Source organism: Oscillibacter sp. GMB15532 (genome assembly GCF_041020825.1).
Classification (GTDB): domain Bacteria; phylum Bacillota; class Clostridia; order Oscillospirales; family Oscillospiraceae; genus Oscillibacter.
Window position 1 is genome coordinate 175,403 of sequence record NZ_JBEVTO010000003.1, and the last position, 19,018, is coordinate 194,420.

The following is a 19,018-nucleotide window of genomic DNA, read 5'->3' on the forward strand; positions in this document are numbered from 1 at the left end:
TCCTTTTGGCCGAGAGCCTGCGCGCTTACAAATAAGCAGAGGATATCGGCGCGGTTTTGGAAACGAACGCGGAACGGTTCCTTTGGGGTTCACCCCGTTTTCACGGAGCGAGGATAAGTCGGGAGATATATAAAGGAGGCAACTGTGTGAAAAACGCCAAGGAAAAGCTTGCGCTGGCGTTGAAAAAGGGATCGGTCCGGGGCTTTGTGCTCATTGTTCTGGTGTTTACGATATCCATTGGCCTGCTTTTGCTGTGGGAGAAGCAAAAGCTGGACGCGGAATTTGAGAGAACCGTCGCCTCCAGTCTGAATACCAATACCCAGCATACCGCCGTGGGTATTAAGCGGGACATTGCAGGAGCGCTGAAGTCCCTGAAAGCGGCGGAAGCCTTGCTTTTAAGCTCCGAAGCCGGGCTTGGAGGAGATATTCAGGATCGTTTGGACCGGCACAGCGGCTTTCTATCCGGCGATTTTGTGACCTATCTTTCCACAGAGGAAATTGAGGGAGGAAAGCTGTCGATTAACCAAGAGGACGCGGGGCGTCTTCAAAAGGGCGTTACCGTCATCAGCGCGGTAGCCGGAGAGAATGCAAAGAAGGACCTTGTAATTATCAGGCCTCTGACCGGTGATGCCGGCATGGTGGGTGCGCTCTGCGTCCGCCTGAAGGAGAAAAATCTGCTTTCCAGTGCTTCCGACAGTGGTGTTTATCAGAATCCATATAGCTGCGTGATCACTGGCAGCGGAGAGATTGTCTATAACACCTATCAGCCGGAGCATCAGGGAAATCTGTTCGACGATCTGCGGGGATATGGCCTGTCGGAGACGGAAGTCGGCAAAATAGCCGTGAGCGTGATGAACGGGGGCGCGTCCAGCGCGAAATTTTTTCGCAACGGGGATACTTATTTTCTTTCCTCCGCACATCTGGAGTATAACGGCTGGTATCTGGTAAGTGTTGTGCGGGGGCCTGACGTGCTGCTGCGTTCGGCCGTGCTGTTTCGGGATGTGGTGACCACGAGCATCATCACCGTTTTGATTACCGTGTCGGCGGCGGGGATTGTTTTTTACCAGCTCCTTACCAACAAAGAAAAGCTGAAGGCGGCCCAACGGAGCAACCGGGCGTTTGCGTCGCGTTTTCAGGCGATGTTTGAGCAGCACAGCGCGCTGAAGGTGGTGATAGACGCGGACACGGGAGAAATTGTGGACGCCAATCCTGCCCTGCTGCGCTACTTTGGCTTTGAAAAGCAGGAGATGCTGGGAAAAAAAGTGCAGGAATTCAACCTTTTGCCCGGTGACATTCAGCTCCAAAAGATACATGGGGAAATGGATGCGGGGGCGCTGTTTGTGGCCGCCCCCCACCGCCTGAGAAGCGGAGAGACAAGGCTGCTGGATGTATATGCCTCCGAGATTTGGGACAAAGGCCGCAGGCTGCTTTACGCAATTTTCTTCGACGTGACGGAGCGGGAGTGCTACCGGGAGGAATTGATCCGGGAAAAGGAGCTGCTGCACACCACGCTCCAGTCCATCGGCGACGGCGTGGTTACCACGGATCGAGAGGGGATCATTACGGGAATGAACGCCGTTTCCGAGCGGCTGACGGGCTGGGGCGACGGACAGGCCCTGGGCAGGCCCTTTTCAGAGGTTTTTGTTCTGCGCAACGAGGAGACGGGCCGGTTGGCGGAGAATCCCGTGCAAAAGGTGCTGGAGACGGGTCTGGTCATGGGCCTTGCCAATCACACGGAGCTGGTGGACCGGCAGGGCAGGCCCACGCCGATTGCCGACAGCGCCGCCCCCATCCGCGGAGATGAAAGTCAGGATACCATGGGTGTTGTGATGGTGTTCCGGGATGTCAGCAGCGAGAAGGCCCACAGCAGGGAAATCGAATTTTTGAGTTATCACGACTCTTTGACGGGCCTGTATAACCGACGGTACATCGAAGAGACGATGTGCCGCATGGACGCGGCAGGAGAGGTTCCTGTCTCGGTGATTATGGCGGATGTAAACGGCCTCAAAATCACCAACGACGTGTTTGGCCACAGCGCGGGGGACATGCTGCTTAAAAGCGTAGCCAAGATGATGCGGGAGTGCAGCGGCAAGGGCGATCTTGTCGCCCGTCTGGGCGGAGACGAATTTGTGATTCTCATGCCCGGGAAGGGGCTGGAGGAAGCGGAGGCCGTCATCCGGCGCATCAGGAATATTCAGGTTGAAATCAAGGGGAGCAGTCTGGCACTCAGCCTGTCGCTGGGGTGTGCGTGCAAGGACGGCGCCGACACCGTCGTGCAGGTTGCGCTGCAGCGGGCGGAGGAATACATGTACCAGCAGAAGCTGCTGGACGGCAAGAGCTACCGCAACGCCATCATCAGCACGCTGCTTGCAACACTCTATGAAAGAAGCAACGAAACGGAGGAGCACTCCAAGCGGCTGGAAAAATATTGCCACGCCGTAGGCAAAAAGCTTCAGCTCTCTTCCAAGGAGATGGACGAGCTGTCCATTCTTGCCCTGCTGCACGACGTGGGGAAGGTGGGGGTCAACCCCGATATTCTGAAAAAGCCGGGGGTGCTCACCGGTGCGGAATGGGGTGAGATGAAGCGGCATCCCGAGATCGGCTTCCGCATCGCGCAGGCGACGCCGGAACTTTCCAGCGTGGCGGAGATGATTCTTGCCCACCACGAGCGCTGGGACGGAGGGGGCTATCCCCGGGGCCTGAAAGGGGAGGAAATCCCCATGACCTGCCGTATTCTGGCGGTGGCGGACGCCTATGACGCCATGACCAGCAAGCGCGTATACCGTCCGGCCATCACCGTGGCGGAGGCTGCTGCGGAAATTCGGAAAAACAAGGGTACGCAGTTTGATCCGCAGATGGCGGAATTAATGCTGGAAGTGCTGCAGGAGGAACACGGAGACCTATTTTACAAGCCGCAGGCTTAGGGGGATTTTGATGAACACGGAGAAACAGGCTTTTAAGCATCATTGTTTCAGGTGGGAGAATCTTGGTGATGTCAAGGGCGGCCGGGGAGATTTGGGCATGGAGATGCCGGTGCTGGTCTATCGCCTGATGCAGTATACCATGCTGGACGTGCTGAGCCGGGACTGCGGCGGCGAGCGGGCCAACGGCTATTTCCGTCAGGCAGGCTATCTGGCGGGTTTGGAATTTGCAAAGCACATGCTGGATCTGACGGCGGAGTTCAGCGGCTTTGCTGCGGACCTGCAAAAAACGCTTAAAGATCTGAAAATCGGCATTCTGCGGATGGAAAGCTATGTGGAGGACACCGGGGAAATTGTGCTGACGGTGGCGGAGGATCTGGATTGCAGCGGCATTCCTGTCACCAACGAAACCGTATGCTATTACGACGAGGGCTTTATCGGTGGAATTCTGGAGGCGTACACCGGCGAAAAGTACACCGTGCGGGAAATCGACTGCTGGGCCAACGGGGACCGGGTGTGCCGCTTTCGGGGAATGCCGGGATAAGACGGAGCGGCATGGAAAGTGATGTGAGTGACCGATGAACTCGGCGGCGGAGATTTTGCAGGATTATCTGAAGCAGGTGATGCACGACCCCGAGAGCGCTGTTTTAAACGTGGGGGAGCTGCCGGAGGAATTCCGGGAGTTTGGAAACAGTCTGGTTGCCTTCTCAAAATGTCTGGCGGACAACGCGAGACTAGCCAAAGCCATTTCCAAGGGGAATCTGAATGTGAAGCTGCCCCGGCCCAACAATGAGCTGGCCGCGCCCCTGAAAGCGCTGCATGCGTTCCTCAGACACGTGATGTGGCAGACACAGCAGGTGGCCATGGGGGATTACCGTCAGCGCGTGGACTTTATGGGGGACTTTTCCGACGCTTTCAACGCCATGATTGAGCAGCTTGACCGGCGGAGGACGGTTCTCCTGGAGCAGATCCGCACCATGATGCAGAGCAGAAGCCTTTACGAAATGCTGGCGAAGCAGATTGAACAGCAGATCATTGTGACGGATGCGGACACCTCGGATATTCTGTTTGTCAGCAGCGGGTCGAACGACCTTCCCGTCAGTGAGGACGGCGCGACGGAGCTGATTGCATGGCTGAAACGGCAGACGATGGCCATGCGGGGGAAGAGCGACATTTATGTGACGGAGCTGGAGCTCCCGGCGGACGGTGGCAGGACACAGAATTTTTCCGTATCGGTGCATCCCCTGCGCTGGGATCAGTACAACGCCATGGCGTTTGTGCTGGCCGATATCAGCGCGGAGCGGGAGCAAATGCGCAAGCTCCAGAATATTGCAAATTTTGACACGCTGACCCAGCTGAACAACCGGCGGTACGGGATGGATACGCTGGAAAAGTGGATTGCGGAGAAGCGGAGCTTTGCCCTGTGCTTCATCGACATGGACGATTTGAAGCAGGTCAACGACCGATACGGGCACGAGGAGGGCGACCGGTATATTATGGCCATGTCCGGCGCCATGCTGAATTTTTCCCCGAACGCGGTGGTCTGCCGCATCGGCGGGGACGAGTTCATGCTGCTTGCGGAAAACTGGAACGCGGAGGCGGCGGCAGAGCGCATGGAGCTGCTGCGCGGCAGTCTTGTGACGGAGAGCGCCGCCTATGACCGCAGTATGAGCTATGGCGTGATTTCGGTGGGACCGGATAACACCATGCAGGCGGGGGACCTGCTGGCCGCGGCTGACGAAAGGATGTACGAATACAAGCGTGCCTATAAGCTGCGCCAGAGAAAGCGAAAGAAATAATTCCGGCTGTTTCGCTTTCCCAACGCGGGGAAATGAGGCCGCAGGAAAAGGCCGGAAGAATCGCGGCAAATTCCGGGGCAAAAAAATTTACATAATATTTATTGCAGAATGAAGTTCGGAATGAATCCTGTAACCATTGCTGTAACCTCCTGATGCTACAATAAAGCCAAGTTTTAAAAAGTCCAAAAGGAAGGGACGTGGCACAGAGATGGAGGAAAAGCGGTGGGAAAGCCGGTACTACGACACCGTGGTCTGCGTGGACGACTGCGCAGACGGCGCGTGGACGGGGCGGCTGATCAATCCGGGGCTTGCGGAGCCTGTTGCATTTCGCGGCGTGATGCAATTTCTTCTGGAGATGGAGAGATTGCTGGACGATACAAAATTTCCGGAGCCTTTTGCGCGGACCCGCACCTTTGCTCCGGTGGAGCCGCCCGTTGCAGGTACGGCTTCAGGCCCGGAACGGGGCCGTGCGGCTACGTTCAGCCTGCGCATTTTATTTCGCCAAAATGCCAGCTGGCAGGGCTCCGTCCGATGGCTGGAGGGCCGCAGGGAGGAGAGCTTCCGCAGTGTGTTGGAGCTGTTGCTGATGATGAACAGCGCATCAAGTCCGGAAAGGCCCGGTGACGGGGAGTAAACCTACCCTGAAAAGCGAGGGTGGCCGTGCGTTTCACGGTCGGTTCCGTCCGGTATCTTTTCGGGCAGGCGGCACAAAAAGCACAGGAAACCGATTAATGGAGGCCCGGACATTTGTCCGGGCCTCCGTTTGCCTTTTCAAAGCGTCCTACCCGTGGGAGACTGATTCAGAGGGCGGCGGAAATGCGCGGAGAAAAGTTTTCAGAGGATGACGTTCAGCGGTAAAGCACGCGTGCCTGCGGGGAAATATTTTCCGAAGAAGGCCGAATTGTGGGTTTGTTCATAGTTTGTTCATGAATGAATTTGCATTTTCCGTTATCTTAAAAGATGAGTATGGTGAAAAAGTATGCAATGCGAGCAATGGAGGGAAAAGATGAAAGCGTTTTGGAAAAAGAAGCTGCCCGCGTTTTTGCTGGCGGCGCTGATGCTGGCGGGAACCGCCGTCCCCGCTGCGGCAGACGATCCTCCGCCGGGGCATAATTTCAGCAGCTTATGGTCGAAAAATGAAACGGAGCACTGGCACGACTGCACAGACCCCAACTGCACCGAGAAAACCGCCGTGGGCGCCCATGAGGAAAGCGCATGGCAGGACGCGGGAAATGGGACCCATCACAAGGTTTGCAGAGTCTGCGGCTATGAGATGGAGAGCGGCGTGCATCATCCGTCTTTGACGGTAACCGCCACGATCCCGGCTACCTGCGCCCAGACGGGAAAAAATTATTATGCCTGCACGGACGGCTGCGGCTATCAGCGCGAGGAGATCATTCCCGCCCTGCCCCACACCTTGTCCGGCGAATGGAAGTCCAACGACACGGAGCACTGGCATCCCTGCGCGGTGTGCGGACAGGAGTATCCCGGAAGCAAGGCTGCCCACACCTACGAGGCCAACTACACCTCGGATGCCACCTACCACTGGCAACGATGCACAACCTGCAACGGTACCTCTGCCAAGGTGGCCCATGTGGACGCGAATAACGACGGCGTATGCGACGTGTGTGTGCGGGGCGGGCTGCCTGTCTCCGCGAAATACACCGTGACGTTTATCAACTCCGGAAGTACCTACGGCACGCCCCAGAGCGTCAATAAGGACGGGCTTGCCACCGTGCCCGGGACGCCCTCCAAGAGCGCGTCCTACTGCACGTATAGCTTCAAGGGCTGGACCACGTCCAACCCCGGCACCGCAGCGTCCTACTACGGACAGACTGTCTACACCGCAGCGCAGGTGGCCGCAACCAAGGTGACGGCCAACATGGTATGGTACGCGGTCTATACCCTGAGTGCCGCGAATCAGAGCGCGGCGCTGGATCTTACCGGGACGGGAGAGTCCTCGGTGGGTTCCTCAATCCAGAGCAAGCTCAACGGCGTGTTTGCGGGCCTGACGGGCCGGAATTTTGTGAACGTGTCGCTCTCCGGCATGTCCACGTACTCCTATGGAACGCTGTATGCCAACAGCTCCAGAACCGACCTTGCCCGGACCTATACATACAGCGGGGGGAGCTATCCCATCGCCAGCGTGTACTTTGTGCCCTCCGGCACGAGGGGGACCAGCTCCGTGACCTATACCGCGACAGACGGATACAGCACTGTTCAGGGGACCCTTTCCATCACCAGCAACGGCAACACCGGCTACGGCACCACCATCAACTATACGGTGCAGCCCGGGGAGCGGGTGTCCATGGACCGGGCAGACTTTAACAGGGTGTATCAGTCCCGCTATTCCGATACGGTCCGCTGGGTGGAGTTTACCTCCGTCACAGCCTCCTCCTCCGGCGGCGGAACCTTCTACTACAATTACGGGCGGTCCGACCAGAAGGAGCTGTCCCTTTCCGCCGTGGATGATTATTCCTACTATTACAGCAGCTCCAGCTACGGGTCCTATCCCATCGACGACCTCAGCTTTTTAGCTGTGTCCGGTACCTCCAAGGGAAGCGTCACCGTCAACTTCCGGGCGTACTATTCCAGCAGCCGGTATGTGGACGGAGAGATGGAAATTCAAATCAGCGGTGCCGGCTCCGGCGAAACAATTACCTATAAGGCAAGCACGGGAGAGGCGGTCTCACTGGATATCAGTGATTTCAGGCGCGTGTTTCAGAATGGCCAGTCAGGCTATGAGTTTCGGTTTGTCACCTTCCTGACCACCTCCGCCTATGACCAGACGGACGGACTGCTGTATTACAATTACGGCGGAAGAAGCGAAACCGCCTTCAACAAAAATAATTACAATACCTATATCTATTACGTGGATAATTCCAAATACGGAGACTATCCTCTGGGCGAAATGAGCTTTGTAACCTCCTCCAGCTTCAGCGATAACGTGCGGCTGCCCTTCCGGGCCTACTACGACGCAGGCCGCTATGTGGACGGGGTTCTGGAAATCCAGGCGGAGGACACCGCGATCCGGGGGGATATCCGGTATAACACCACCGGCGGGACCAATGTGCAGATTAACCCCAACGACATTGCCCGGTTTATGAATCAATCGTATTCCGGATCCGTACTCCAGTCTGTGAAGCTGGGCGGTGTGCCGGACACCGGGACGCTGTACTACAATTACTACGGCGTCAGCAGTTACGGGACCACGGGCCTAAAGCTGACCAGCGGCAACTGCGGCAGCCAGCTTCTGTATTTCAGCCCCTCCGGGGCGAATCAGTACGCGCTGAGTGAGCTGACGTATGTGCCCACTGGAAACAACTACTGCACCACGATTCCTTTCACTGCCTACGGCAGCGGAAACCGCACCGCGCAGGGCACCATTCTCATCAGCGTCAACAGTGCGATTGTGCAGGATGTGTATGGGGCTACGCCCATGAACACCTCCGTCACCTTCCCGGCAGACGCGATTTACAAAGCGGTTTCTTCGGCGGCATCGGGCGCTTCCATGTCCAGTCTCCAGCTTCTGGAGTTGCCCGCCTCTCGGCAGGGGACGGTTTACGTGGGTACCGGGTCCGTCAGGGCCGCGACTGGCAGCCGCTATGTCTATTCCGGCAGCTCCGGCAGCGGGCGAATCGGCGATTTGCGCTTTATGCCCGCCTCGGGCTTCACCGGCTCGGTGGAGATGCCCTATGTGGCGTACAACAGCGCGGGCAAGGCCATTACCAGCGGCAGATTCTGCCTTGGCATTGTCGGCGGACTCAAGAGCTATCGAGACGTAGGCTCCTCCGTGTGGTGCTACAAATATGTGGCGGAGCTGAGCGACGCGAAGGTCATCGACGGCTATCCCGACGGCTATTTTAAGCCGGACAAAACCGTGACCTACGGACAGGCGCTGAAGCTGATCATGCTGGCCGCGGACTACAAAGCCCAGTCCCCCACAGGCAAGCACCCTTTCAGCGGCTATCTCTCCCGCGCCAAGTCCGACGGGCTGCTTACCGGCGTGAAGGAGAGCGACCTGGACCGGCCCATCAGCCGTCTGGCGGTGGCGCAGATTACCGCCAAGTCCATGAAGCTGAACCTGAGCAGCCTTTCCAGCGTGAAGCCCTTTACCGACACCGGAGACGTCTACGTGCAGGCGCTCAGCGCCGCCGGAATTGTAGAGGGATATTTCTCTAACGGAACCAGCACCTTTAAGCCCTCCAACACCATGACCCGGGGCCAGATTTCTGCCGTTGTGTGGCGGATGAACCGGGCGGAGTAAAGGGTATCAGAAACAAGTGTGAAAGCCCCACTGCCGCATTTTACGCGGCAGTGGGGTTTTGCTTTGATGGCAGCATCAGGCAGGGGCCGCAAGAAAAAAGGTCTGCTAAAAAATATTTTGGGAAAATATGAATTTAGGGGTTGACAGAAAGGTCTGTCCGTGGTATTTTAAATGTGCAGTTAGTTATAACTAATCGAACACGCCGATTGGCCCAATGCAAATGGGGGCAAAGGACCTCTCACGGCGCGAAAGGTTGTCGCTGACAGGCTAGGAGTCTTTTCTTCATTGGATGCGCGGCTTGCGTATTCACCCTCCGGTTTGGCTGACACCGGGCGGGCAGCAGAAAAGCTTCCCGTTTCCTTTCTTTTCCTTTATTTCCTGTTTTCCCTCATGAAAGGCCCCGGACGGACGCCATACCGCCCGGGGCCGAACTCTGTCCATGGGCCGCCGGCTTTCGGCGGCCTTTGTTTTTTGGCAAAAAGGGAGGTGTACGCGAGGATTGTGCGAGGGAACCGGGAAAATATAAAAAGCTTTTTTATGGTTCGGTGGACTTTTCATACAAACCGTCAGGCGCAAAACAACTGACCGCCAAAGTAAGTAAATTTGGGGCGCTTTTCCAAATGACAAGTGGCGCGACGGTGGAGGAAATTCAAAGCTTCGCTCTTGCATTTCTCAGCGGAGTATCGTATGATGTAAGTATATGGAATAGAAAACGATTGCGCAGGAACAAATGCATAGAAAGGAGCCAGATTATGCTGAGAAAGCCAAAGATTTTGGTGGCTGGCAGCTTCATGATGGATTTGATAGCGTCCACACCCAGAGCGCCGTCTGCGGGAGAGACGGTCATCGGGACTGATTTTCGCACAGCGCCCGGAGGAAAGGGCTCAAATCAGGCGGTTCAATGCGCCCGTCTGGGCGCGGAGGTCACGATGGTGGGGCAGGTGGGAGATGACGCCTTTGGGCGGGAGCTGCTTGGCGCGGCGGAGCGTTCTGGTGTGGATGTGAGCCGGGTGCTGACAGATCCGGCCAAAGCCACCGGTATCGCCCACATTCTTCTGGAGGTCACGGAAAGCGGTGTGCAAAACCGTATTACGGTGGTTCCCGGGGCAAACTATTCAACAACCTGCCAGCAGGTGGCTTGGCTGAGAGACGGAATCGGACGCTTTGATCTGGTGCTGCTCCAGCTTGAGATTCCCATGGAGATTAACGTAGCCGTGGCGCAGTACGCCAAGGAGGCAGGCGTGCCCGTGATGCTGAACCCTGCTCCGGCGGCGGTGCTTCCGGAGGAACTGTTGCGCTGCGTCACCTATCTCTCGCCCAATGAGCACGAGGCAGCGCTCCTCACGGGCCTGCCTCTGCGGGTGGACGAGCACGGCGTTGACAGGGGAGATGTAGAGGCGGTATCGGCGGCGCTGCTTCGGCGCGGGGTGGAGAACGTGATGATTACGCTGGGCGAAAACGGCTCTGTCGTGGCAGGTTCCGGGGACATTGCGTATACCCCCTGTGTAAAAATGCCGGAGGTGAAGGACCCCACCGCCGCCGGAGATTCCTTTGTGGCGGCTTTTTGCACCGGCCAGGCGGCGGGACTGCCCCGGGAACAGGCGCTGGCCTTTGCCGCCCACGCCGCCGCTATCACCGTATCCCGGATGGGAGCCATGCCGTCCCTCCCCACCGTGGAGGAGGTACAGGCCCTGCTGCGGGAGCGGGCGTACAGCGGGTTTGACATCTTGGAGCTGAATGCACTGCGGTAAGGTCGGAACTTGGGCCTCACGAGGGTGGAGCTGTATTGGGATACGCGGCAAGTACTGCTTTGGCGCGTCCCTGATTTGACTGAGCGGGAAGACCCGCAGACCTGTTTTGAAAGGCTGTTCTTGGAAGAAAAACCTGGAAGCATCGCCTGAAAATGGTGTATATTGATTCGCGCCTGATGGGCGAACATGAGACAGAGCCGCAAAGGCGGCATAAAAGAATGGAGGTTTCAGCATGAGCGAATGCATGGAAAAACAGCCGCTGACGGAGGAGTACCTGAAAAATATGGACGCCTATTGGCGTGCGGCAAACTACCTGTCCGCGGCGCAGCTGTATCTGTTGAAAAATCCCCTGCTGCGGGAGCCCCTGTGCGCAGACCAGATTAAAAAGAAAATTGTGGGCCACTGGGGCACCGTTCCCGGGCAGAACTTTGTGTACGTCCACCTGAACCGCATCATTAAGCAGTACGATCAGGATATGATTCTTCTCTCCGGGCCGGGCCACGGAGGCAACTTCTTCGTCTCCAATACCTATCTGGAGGGGACTTACAGCGAGGTATACCCCAACGTGGGCCGGGATATGGAGGGGCTGCAAAGGCTATGCAAGCAGTTTTCCTTCCCCGGAGGCATCGCAAGCCATGTGGCCCCGGAGACGCCGGGCTCCATCAACGAGGGCGGTGAGCTGGGCTACTGTCTGTCCCACGCCTATGGCGCGGTGTTTGACAACCCCGGTCTGATTGCCGCGGTCACCGTGGGCGACGGCGAGGCGGAGACAGGCCCGCTTGCCACCTCCTGGCTTGGCAACCAGTTTTTGAATCCTGCCGCTGACGGCGCGGTGCTGCCCATCCTCCACCTGAACGGCTATAAAATCAGCAACCCAACTCTTTTTGCCCGGATGAGCCATGAGCAGATTGAAAGCTATTTCAAGGGCTGCGGTTGGAAGGCCCACTTTGTGGAGGGGGACGACCCCATGACCATGCACCGTCTGATGGCCGACACACTGGATACGGTGATGGCTGAGATTCAGGCCATTCAGGCTGCTGCCAAGGCCGGTGAGACGGCGCACAGGGAGTGGCCCATGATTGTCCTGCGGACACCCAAGGGCTGGACAGGCCCCAAGGAAGTGGACGGAAAAAAGGTGGAGGGAACCTTCCGCGCCCATCAGGTGCCCATCTCCATGGAAAAGCCGGAGCATCTCAAGATGCTGGAAGAATGGCTTTTGAGCTACCGTCCCGAAGAGCTGTTCGGCGAGAACGGGAGGCTGATTCCCGCGCTTGAGGAATTGGCTCCGGAGGGAGGGCGCCGCATAGGCGCAAATCCCCACGCCAACGGCGGAAAGCTCCGCCGGGACCTGCGCCTGCCAGATTTCCGGGACTATGCCGTGGAAGTCCCCGCCCCCGGCGCGGTGGAGGCGCAGGACATGATTGAGCTGGGAGGCTATGTGCGGGATACCTTCCGGCTGAATGCCGACGCGAAGAACTTCCGCATTTTCGGGCCGGACGAAACCATGAGCAACCGCCTTGGCAAGGTGTTCGAGGTCACGGGCCGAAGCTGGAACAGCGCCACGGTGGAAGGAGACGAGTTCCTCTCCGCCGACGGACGGGTGATGGACTCCATGCTCTCCGAGCATATGTGCGAGGGAATGCTGGAAGGGTATCTCCTCACCGGGCGGCACGGTTTCTTTGCCAGCTACGAGGCGTTTATCCGCATCGTGGACTCCATGTGCGCCCAGCACGCCAAGTGGCTGAAAACCTGCAACGAGCTGCCTTGGAGAGAGTCCATTTCGTCTCTGAATCTGATTCTTTCCTCCAATGTCTGGCAGCAGGATCACAATGGCTTTACCCATCAGGATCCGGGCTTTTTGGACCACATCGCCAACAAAAAGGCGGACGTGGTGCGGCTTTACCTGCCGCCGGACGCCAACTGCCTGCTTAGCTGCTTTGACCACTGCATCAAGAGCCGGGACTATGTGAACGTGCTGGTGACCAGCAAGCATCCCCGGCCCCAGTGGCTGACCATGGAGCAGGCTGTGAAGCACTGCACCCAGGGCGTTGGCATCTGGAACTGGGCCAGTAACGATCAGGATTGCGAGCCGGATGTGGTGATGGCCTGTTGCGGTGACACGCCCACGCTGGAGACGCTGGCGGCAGTGACCATTCTGCGGGAGAAGATGCCGTCTATTAAAATCCGGGTGGTCAACGTGGTGGATTTGATGAAGCTCCAGCCCGCCACGGAGCATCCCCATGGGCTCAGCGATCCGGAGTACGACGCGCTGTTTACGGTGGATAAGCCCATTATCTTCGCGTTCCACGGCTATCACACCCTGATTCACGAGCTGACCTACCGCCGTCACAACCGGAACATCCATGTGTACGGCTACAAGGAGGAGGGGACTATCACCACTCCCTTTGATATGCGGGTGCAGAACGAGGTGGACCGGTTCCATCTGGTGAAAAACGTGCTGCGGTACCTGCCGGAGCTGACAGGGCGCAGCGCCCATCTCATTCAGGAGATGAACGACAAGCTGGTGGAGCATGGGCAGTATATCCGGGAATACGGCGAGGACCTGCCGGAAATCCGCGACTGGAAGTGGCGCGGGTAAAAGTCCGCCGAAAAAGAAGCAATGACCGGGCCGCCGGTTCTGCCGATTGCAGAACCGGCGGCCTATTGTCGAAAGAAAGGCGAAAATTTTCTCTTTGAGATGTTACGTTCCGGTCGCCCGGCGCGTCTATGTGGCAAAGGGAAAACGAGGGAAGGGGGAGAAGCTTGCTGCCGATTTATTTTGCGGTGATGGACGAGGATTGCGACAGAGAACTGTTTGCCATGGTCTATCAGCAGTTTTACAACAGGATGATGCGTGTGGCACGGCAGATTCTGCCCTCCCAGACGCAGGCCGAGGATGCGGTCCACGATGCGTTTTTAAAGATTATCCAGCATTTTGACGATTTAAAGGCGGTGCCGGAGGAGCGAAGGATTTACTGGGTCGTGACGGTGACGAAAAACGCCGCGCTGGACCTTCTGCGAAAGGAGAGACGGGATTTGCCCATGGATGAGGAAGTGCAGCGGCAGATGCCCGCCGTTCCTGCGGAGGAGGGCGGCTTCCGAGTGCTGGTGGAGATTATCCGCCGGATGCCGGACACCTATCGCCGGGTGCTGGAGCTGCGGTTTTTGACGGAGTGGAGCCATGCGGAGATTGCCCGGGAGCTGCACATCAGCGAGGGCGCGGTAAAAACCCGTGTGGCCCGGGGTCGGCAGATGCTGATTGAGTCCATGAGAGAGGAGGGATACGTCTGTGAGTAAGCTGAATTTGGATGATCACCTGACAACGGCTTTGATGGAGGCCCTGCGGGAGGACTGGGAGCAGGAGCTGAAAAGCGAGGAGGCCCCCCGGATGTCCTGGCGGCAGCGCCGTCGGCTCAAGCGGATGCTGGCGGACCCGAAGGGCTACTGCCGCCGGTATTTACGGGATAAGGAGGAACCCTCTCAAAATGGGGTGATTGCAAGTCCCGGTGAGGTACGCGTCAGAAGAAGGCATATGACACGGGCGGTGATGGCTGCGGCGGCTGCGGCGCTGCTGGGCGGCTCGGCGCTGGCGTATTCCTTGACAGGTGGGGTGTTTATCACCCGCGTGTTTGATTTTTTCGGACAGGAGCTGGGGCTGGACGCCGATGTTGCCGACATGTCCCAGCTTGCCAAGACGGACGGCGCGGCTTTGGGCACCATTCTGGAGACGGACGAGCTGCGTGTTGAGCTGCTGGACGCGGTATCCGGCGGCTATATGTCCATGACCGCCCTGCGGGTGACCTGCAAGCAGTTGGACACCGTTCTGGAGAAGGACGAGAATGGGGATGTTCTGTGGCAGGCCATGTTTGGCGACACGGAAGGAAGCATCACGGACAACGCCACGGTTTACGGCAGCAGCTATCAATATACGGGAGAGAAGCTGGGGCTGGAGCTGGCGAGCAATCAGTTCTGCCTGATTTTCAACACCAACAGCACTGAAACCATCAAGGCGGGAATCTACACGCTGGAGCTGCACAATCTGGTGAAAAGCAGTTGGGACACGGAGGACACGGTGCTGTACACGGGGGACTGGACATTGAATATTCCCTTGGAGGACGGCGCAAACTACGCCCGCACGGCGCTGGTTGGAGAGACCTATTCCATCAGCGGGACGGAGTATCTTTTGGAGCGCGTTCAATATTCGCCCCTTTCCATAAACCTGTATTTTTCGTCGGAAACGCCCGCAGAGGACAGGTTTGACTTTACCGACTATTCCGTGATGCTGAAGGACGGCAGGGTGCTGGACGGCCCGTGGCTGTTCTGCGGCGTGGGCAGCGGGAGCGACGCGTCCGGGAGCAGCGCGCAGGTGACGTTGGAGTTTAACGCGCCGCTGAACGTGGACCAGATTGCCTCCGTGCAGTTCTGCGGCTATTCACTGGAGCTGGCGGCTGCAAACTAGAAACAGGAAAATGAAAAAACCGACGCGAAGCGCCGGGAATTTGTCGTTTTATTCTCGTTTGGGGAAACCCTGATTTCGGTAAAGATGCGGGCCGCGCCCGCAAAGGAGAGTGCCCCAGAGGTGCGGCTGGATCGCTTTGAGCGCTTCTGGTGCTGTGAAGAAAGCCAAACCACCTGAATTTTCGCAATTTCACCCCGCGCTGGCGAAGCAAAGGGATGTGGCTGGCGGCGTTATGCGTTATCCATGCAATCGGGGTAAATAACAGATAAAGAGGCTGAGGAATTTTCTTCCTCAGCCTCTTACCCTGCATTGCCCGCAGGAAATCAATGTATCATGCAAAAAACCGGCCTAAGCCGGTTTTTTGACACATCACCCGAAGGCGATGAACGCTTATTTAATCAATCCCGGGCACGGATTAAGGTCTTAGTCCGTGACGTAGGGCAGCAGGGCGATCTGCCGGGCACGCTTGATGGCCTCGGTCAGCTCACGCTGATGCATGGCGCAGGTGCCGGTGGTGCGGCGGGGCAGAATCTTGGCCCGCTCGGAGATGAAGCGGTGAAGCTTCGAGGCGTCTTTATAGTCGATGAACTCCGTCTTGTCCGCGCAGAACTGGCAAACCTTGCGGCGCTTGTTCCGGTTCATGGGACGAGAGGGTCTGGAATCACGATCATAAGCCATGATAAATTCCTCCTTTTACAAAAATGGCGCTGACAGACGGTCAGAACGGCAGCTCGCCGTCTTCTTCCCCGATCTCAGCAAAATCGGAGTGGGCGTCCACGGGGGCCGGAGCATGTCCTCCGGCAGGCGCGCCGTAGGCCGGAGCGTGATAACCGCCGCCGGACTCTCCGTCGCGCTTGGAATCCCCAAAATACACGTTGTCGGCCACGACCTCGGCGGAGCGGCGTTTGCCGCCCTCCTTGTCGGTCCAGTCGCGCAGCTGCAAGCGGCCCTCCACAACGGCCATGCGGCCCTTGGTGAAGTATTTGCTCACAAATTCCGCGGTGGTGCGCCAGGCGACAATGTCGATGAAATCCGTCTCCTTTTCGCCGCTCTGGGACTTGAAGTCCCGGTCGACAGCCAGAGAGAAGGAAGTCACGGCGGTGCCGCTGCCGGTGCGGCGCAGCTCGGGGTCCCGGGTGAGACGACCCATGAGGATAATCTTATTGAGCATATCCTGCCCCCTTATTCGCCCTTGCAGACGATCAGGGAACGCATGATGCCGTCCGTAATGCCGAGAATACGGTCCAGCTCCCGGGGGAAAGCCGCGGGGCTGTTGAACGTCATCAGCACGTAGTAGCCCTCGTTTTTGAAGCTGATGGGATAGGCCAGCTTGCGGCTGCCCCACTCCTCGACTTCCACGTTGGAGCCATTCTGCTCGGCGAGGGTTTTGAACTTTGCCACCAGAGCGGCGGTTTCTTCCTCACTGCGTGCAGGGTCGATAATGTAGACGACCTCGTAATTGGCGGTAATTTTTGCCATTTTTGCACCTCCTTTTGGACATATGGCCCCCATTCAAGGATGGGGGCAAGGATATGCTTGCAGACTGCAAGCCCTATTATTATACAGGAAAGGGGTCAAATGTCAAGAAATATTTAAAAATGCAGGAATTAGGGATTAATTTCATGCAGCAGGATGCGCCAAACAGTGCCGGTCAGCCAAGGTTGGAGCGCAGGGGGAATCGGAAAACGCATTCCCCGGAGCCGAGGTCGTAATAGCAGAACGCACCGTCCTGCATGGCGGCGCACAGTCCGTTCCAGATGGAAGGCTGATAAAACATGGAATCGTCGTTCCTGATGGAGAGGAGAGACTGCTTTTCCTTGTCCAGAATATGCATGTCAGGAGCGGCAGAGTCGGAATCATCCCAGGTGAAATAGTAAAGCTCACTGGTTACGGCGTCCCGGATGGAGCTGTATCCATCGTTTTCTTCGTTCAGGGGTACGTAGGGCAACTCTTCGGAAAAGCCCTCCGGCGGGTCGGCGCTGACAGTGCCGTCGGCAAGATTCAGGTAGCAGAAAATGCGGGAGCCATTCAGCGCCGGGTCGTAGCCCTGGGCAAAGAGAATGTCTCCTCTGGAGGACAGGCAGGGGCTGCCCTCATAGCCGAAGTAGGGCTTTTCAAGGCCGCGCAGGTAGGGCGTGACGGCATCGCCGGAAAAATAGGCGGCGGTTTCGCCGTCGGCAGAAAGGACGGTGACGGCGTTGTCCGGCTGAATGATCGCCAGACGGTTATTGTCTAAATATTGAATTCCAGCCACACCGAAGTTTCGCACCCAGCGGCCGTCCGGTGCGGCAACGATGCAGGTAAATTCGCCCGCCATGGAATCTTCGCCGTTGCCCGTTCCGGCGTTCGAGTCGCTCTTACTCAAAATTAAAAAGGAAGCAGGCGCAGACGGGGTAAAGGACCAACCGGAGGAGGAATACACGTTGGCGTACACCGGTTCTGTCACAATTCGTCCGTCAGTGGTGACCAAACCGTACAGGGGCAGGCTGTCCATAATATAGTTGCTGACGGACAGCGCTGCGCCCTGATAGGGGAGAAGGACGCCGTAATCGCTCCGTGGGGTGAGGGTATCGCCCTGATAAGGTTCGAACCGGCTGTAAAGAGGGGCGGGCTTGACAGACTTATAGGGCGTAAGCTTGGACCAGTCCGTGTATACCGGGGAGACAGGCTCCGGACTTTCCCCGGAATCAGAACCCGCCGCACCGCAGCCTGCCAGCAGCATCAGGGCCGACAGGCCTGCAAAAATCCGCGTGCGGCTCATTTCGCAGTCTCCGTGGCGGTGACGGGGACATAGCCCTCGTGGGCCACCAGCTCCTGCCCCTCGTCGGAGAGAATCCAGTCGTAAAGAACCTGCGTTGCTTCCGTGGGGTGCTCGCCACAGACCACGTAGTAGTTGTTCAAAAAAGGATAGTCGCCGCTGCGAATGGTGTCCCCGCCGGGGACAACGCTGTCCACCGCCAGAATTTTCAGGCCGTCCGCCATGTTCATGTCGTTGGCATAGTAGTACATGGTATAGCCGATGGCGGAGGGGGAGTCGTCATAGGCGGAAACGGCCTCAATTAGGTCGCCCATCTCGCCCCGGACATAATCTGACGGAGCGTCCATCATGGGAAGGCCTTTCATCACCAGCTTGTTCATGGCGGTCTGACTGCCGGCCTCCTCGTTGCGCTGGAAGGGGATGATGGGCAGATCGTCACCTCCCACCTGGGACCAGTTCGTGATTTTCCCGGTATAGATTTGCTGAATTTGCTCCGTGGTAAGGCTGTCTACCGGATTGTCGGCGTTGACCACGAAAACCAGCGCGTCAATGGCGAAGGGCTCCATCTGCCACTGGATGTTCTGCTCCTCCTTCTCCTGCCAGATGATCTCCGGTGGCTCGGCGGCAATGAGCAAATCCACACCGGCTTCGTCGCCCCACATCAGCATCCGATAGGACTGGGTGGTTTTTGAAAAGTCAAACAGGTCGCTTACCTCCTCCCGGGTTTCGCCTAAAAGAACGCTGGCAATGGCCTGCGCCAGAGGGACGGTGGAGGTGGAGCCGTCCAGATGGGGAAAGTTTTCCCGGGTAAAGACAAACTGCGTCCCCTGAGACTCCGTTTGGTCGGAAGAAGATGAATTGGAGGATACGCCGGGAGCGCCGCAGGCGGCAAGAATCAGAACGGCGGCAAGCAGGAGCGAAGAGACAAGACGGTTTTTCATCGTGAAACTTCCTTTCATACTTCGGCAGTGGCCTCGCCGGATATGGTTGCAGACCGGACCGGGGGAGGGAAAAAGATTAAAAATACCTATTTTAAGGTCATTGTAGCCAAGAACAATATAAA

General features: G+C 57.5%; 14 protein-coding genes. 9 read left to right on the forward strand and 5 right to left on the reverse strand.

What is annotated here, in order from left to right; translation table 11 throughout:
- The first annotated feature begins 146 nt into the window (after positions 1 to 146).
- The 9 genes from ABVS15_RS05130 (at position 147) to ABVS15_RS05170 (ending at position 15,197) form a co-directional block, all read left to right on the forward strand.
- Positions 147 to 2,924 (forward strand): HD domain-containing phosphohydrolase, encoded by a 2,778-nt coding sequence (locus ABVS15_RS05130; protein WP_369282678.1) that lies wholly within the window; start codon positions 147 to 149, stop codon positions 2,922 to 2,924.
- A gap of 10 nt (positions 2,925 to 2,934) precedes the next feature.
- On the forward strand, positions 2,935 to 3,465 hold the full coding sequence (locus ABVS15_RS05135) for a V4R domain-containing protein (protein ID WP_369282679.1): 531 nt from the start codon (positions 2,935 to 2,937) through the stop codon (positions 3,463 to 3,465).
- 34 nt (positions 3,466 to 3,499) lie between these two features.
- Entirely contained in the window at positions 3,500 to 4,720 is a 1,221-nt protein-coding gene (locus ABVS15_RS05140) for a diguanylate cyclase (RefSeq protein WP_369282680.1), read from the forward strand.
- A 208-nt stretch (positions 4,721 to 4,928) separates the two neighbouring features.
- Positions 4,929 to 5,354, forward strand: a complete 426-nt coding sequence (locus ABVS15_RS05145) for a hypothetical protein (protein WP_369282681.1) — start codon at positions 4,929 to 4,931, stop codon at positions 5,352 to 5,354.
- A 372-nt stretch (positions 5,355 to 5,726) separates the two neighbouring features.
- Positions 5,727 to 8,987, forward strand: a complete 3,261-nt coding sequence (locus tag ABVS15_RS05150; RefSeq protein ID WP_369282682.1) for an S-layer homology domain-containing protein — start codon at positions 5,727 to 5,729, stop codon at positions 8,985 to 8,987.
- Between the two features lie 752 nt (positions 8,988 to 9,739).
- A complete protein-coding gene (locus tag ABVS15_RS05155; RefSeq protein ID WP_369282683.1) occupies positions 9,740 to 10,738 on the forward strand; it encodes a ribokinase in 999 nt (332 codons plus the stop codon).
- Between the two features lie 232 nt (positions 10,739 to 10,970).
- Positions 10,971 to 13,337: a phosphoketolase gene (locus ABVS15_RS05160; RefSeq protein WP_369282684.1), complete on the forward strand. Its 2,367-nt coding sequence runs from the start codon at positions 10,971 to 10,973 to the stop codon at positions 13,335 to 13,337.
- 164 nt (positions 13,338 to 13,501) lie between these two features.
- A complete protein-coding gene (locus tag ABVS15_RS05165) occupies positions 13,502 to 14,035 on the forward strand; it encodes an RNA polymerase sigma factor (RefSeq protein WP_369282685.1) in 534 nt (177 codons plus the stop codon).
- Complete coding sequence (locus ABVS15_RS05170) at positions 14,028 to 15,197, forward strand: hypothetical protein (RefSeq protein WP_369282686.1); 1,170 nt, start codon at positions 14,028 to 14,030, stop codon at positions 15,195 to 15,197. Before ABVS15_RS05165 ends, ABVS15_RS05170 begins: the two co-directional genes overlap by 8 nt.
- Before the next feature lie 423 nt (positions 15,198 to 15,620).
- Here the strand turns inward: ABVS15_RS05170 and rpsR are convergent, their stop codons facing one another.
- The 5 genes from rpsR to ABVS15_RS05195 all read right to left on the reverse strand — a co-directional run bounded on the left by rpsR (position 15,621) and on the right by ABVS15_RS05195 (position 18,896).
- Positions 15,621 to 15,875, reverse strand: coding sequence for a 30S ribosomal protein S18 (gene rpsR / locus ABVS15_RS05175; protein WP_293008565.1), 255 nt, complete (start codon positions 15,873 to 15,875; stop codon positions 15,621 to 15,623).
- Between the two features lie 40 nt (positions 15,876 to 15,915).
- Complete coding sequence (locus ABVS15_RS05180; protein ID WP_293008563.1) at positions 15,916 to 16,368, reverse strand: single-stranded DNA-binding protein; 453 nt, start codon at positions 16,366 to 16,368, stop codon at positions 15,916 to 15,918.
- Positions 16,369 to 16,379: 11 nt separating this feature from the next.
- Entirely contained in the window at positions 16,380 to 16,676 is a 297-nt protein-coding gene (gene rpsF / locus ABVS15_RS05185; protein WP_312939503.1) for a 30S ribosomal protein S6, read from the reverse strand.
- A 172-nt stretch (positions 16,677 to 16,848) separates the two neighbouring features.
- Positions 16,849 to 17,958 (reverse strand): hypothetical protein, encoded by a 1,110-nt coding sequence (locus ABVS15_RS05190; RefSeq protein WP_369282687.1) that lies wholly within the window; start codon positions 17,956 to 17,958, stop codon positions 16,849 to 16,851.
- On the reverse strand, positions 17,955 to 18,896 hold the full coding sequence (locus tag ABVS15_RS05195; RefSeq protein WP_369282688.1) for a PstS family phosphate ABC transporter substrate-binding protein: 942 nt from the start codon (positions 18,894 to 18,896) through the stop codon (positions 17,955 to 17,957). Before ABVS15_RS05195 ends, ABVS15_RS05190 begins: the two co-directional genes overlap by 4 nt.
- Positions 18,897 to 19,018 lie beyond the last annotated feature (122 nt).

Excerpts from the sequence above, each read along its gene's own strand:
- ABVS15_RS05190 (WP_369282687.1), bottom strand. The coding sequence starts at position 17,958 with ATGAGCCGCACGCGGATTTTTGCAGGCCTGTCGGCCCTGATGCTGCTG.
- rpsF (WP_312939503.1), bottom strand. The coding sequence starts at position 16,676 with ATGGCAAAAATTACCGCCAATTACGAGGTCGTCTACATTATCGACCCT.
- ABVS15_RS05145 (WP_369282681.1), top strand. The coding sequence starts at position 4,929 with ATGGAGGAAAAGCGGTGGGAAAGCCGGTACTACGACACCGTGGTCTGC.
- ABVS15_RS05135 (WP_369282679.1), top strand. The coding sequence starts at position 2,935 with ATGAACACGGAGAAACAGGCTTTTAAGCATCATTGTTTCAGGTGGGAG.
- ABVS15_RS05150 (WP_369282682.1), top strand. The coding sequence starts at position 5,727 with ATGAAAGCGTTTTGGAAAAAGAAGCTGCCCGCGTTTTTGCTGGCGGCG.
- ABVS15_RS05180 (WP_293008563.1), bottom strand. The coding sequence starts at position 16,368 with ATGCTCAATAAGATTATCCTCATGGGTCGTCTCACCCGGGACCCCGAG.
- ABVS15_RS05140 (WP_369282680.1), top strand. The coding sequence starts at position 3,500 with ATGAACTCGGCGGCGGAGATTTTGCAGGATTATCTGAAGCAGGTGATG.
- ABVS15_RS05195 (WP_369282688.1), bottom strand. The coding sequence starts at position 18,896 with ATGAAAAACCGTCTTGTCTCTTCGCTCCTGCTTGCCGCCGTTCTGATT.
- ABVS15_RS05155 (WP_369282683.1), top strand. The coding sequence starts at position 9,740 with ATGCTGAGAAAGCCAAAGATTTTGGTGGCTGGCAGCTTCATGATGGAT.
- rpsR (WP_293008565.1), bottom strand. The coding sequence starts at position 15,875 with ATGGCTTATGATCGTGATTCCAGACCCTCTCGTCCCATGAACCGGAAC.
- ABVS15_RS05160 (WP_369282684.1), top strand. The coding sequence starts at position 10,971 with ATGAGCGAATGCATGGAAAAACAGCCGCTGACGGAGGAGTACCTGAAA.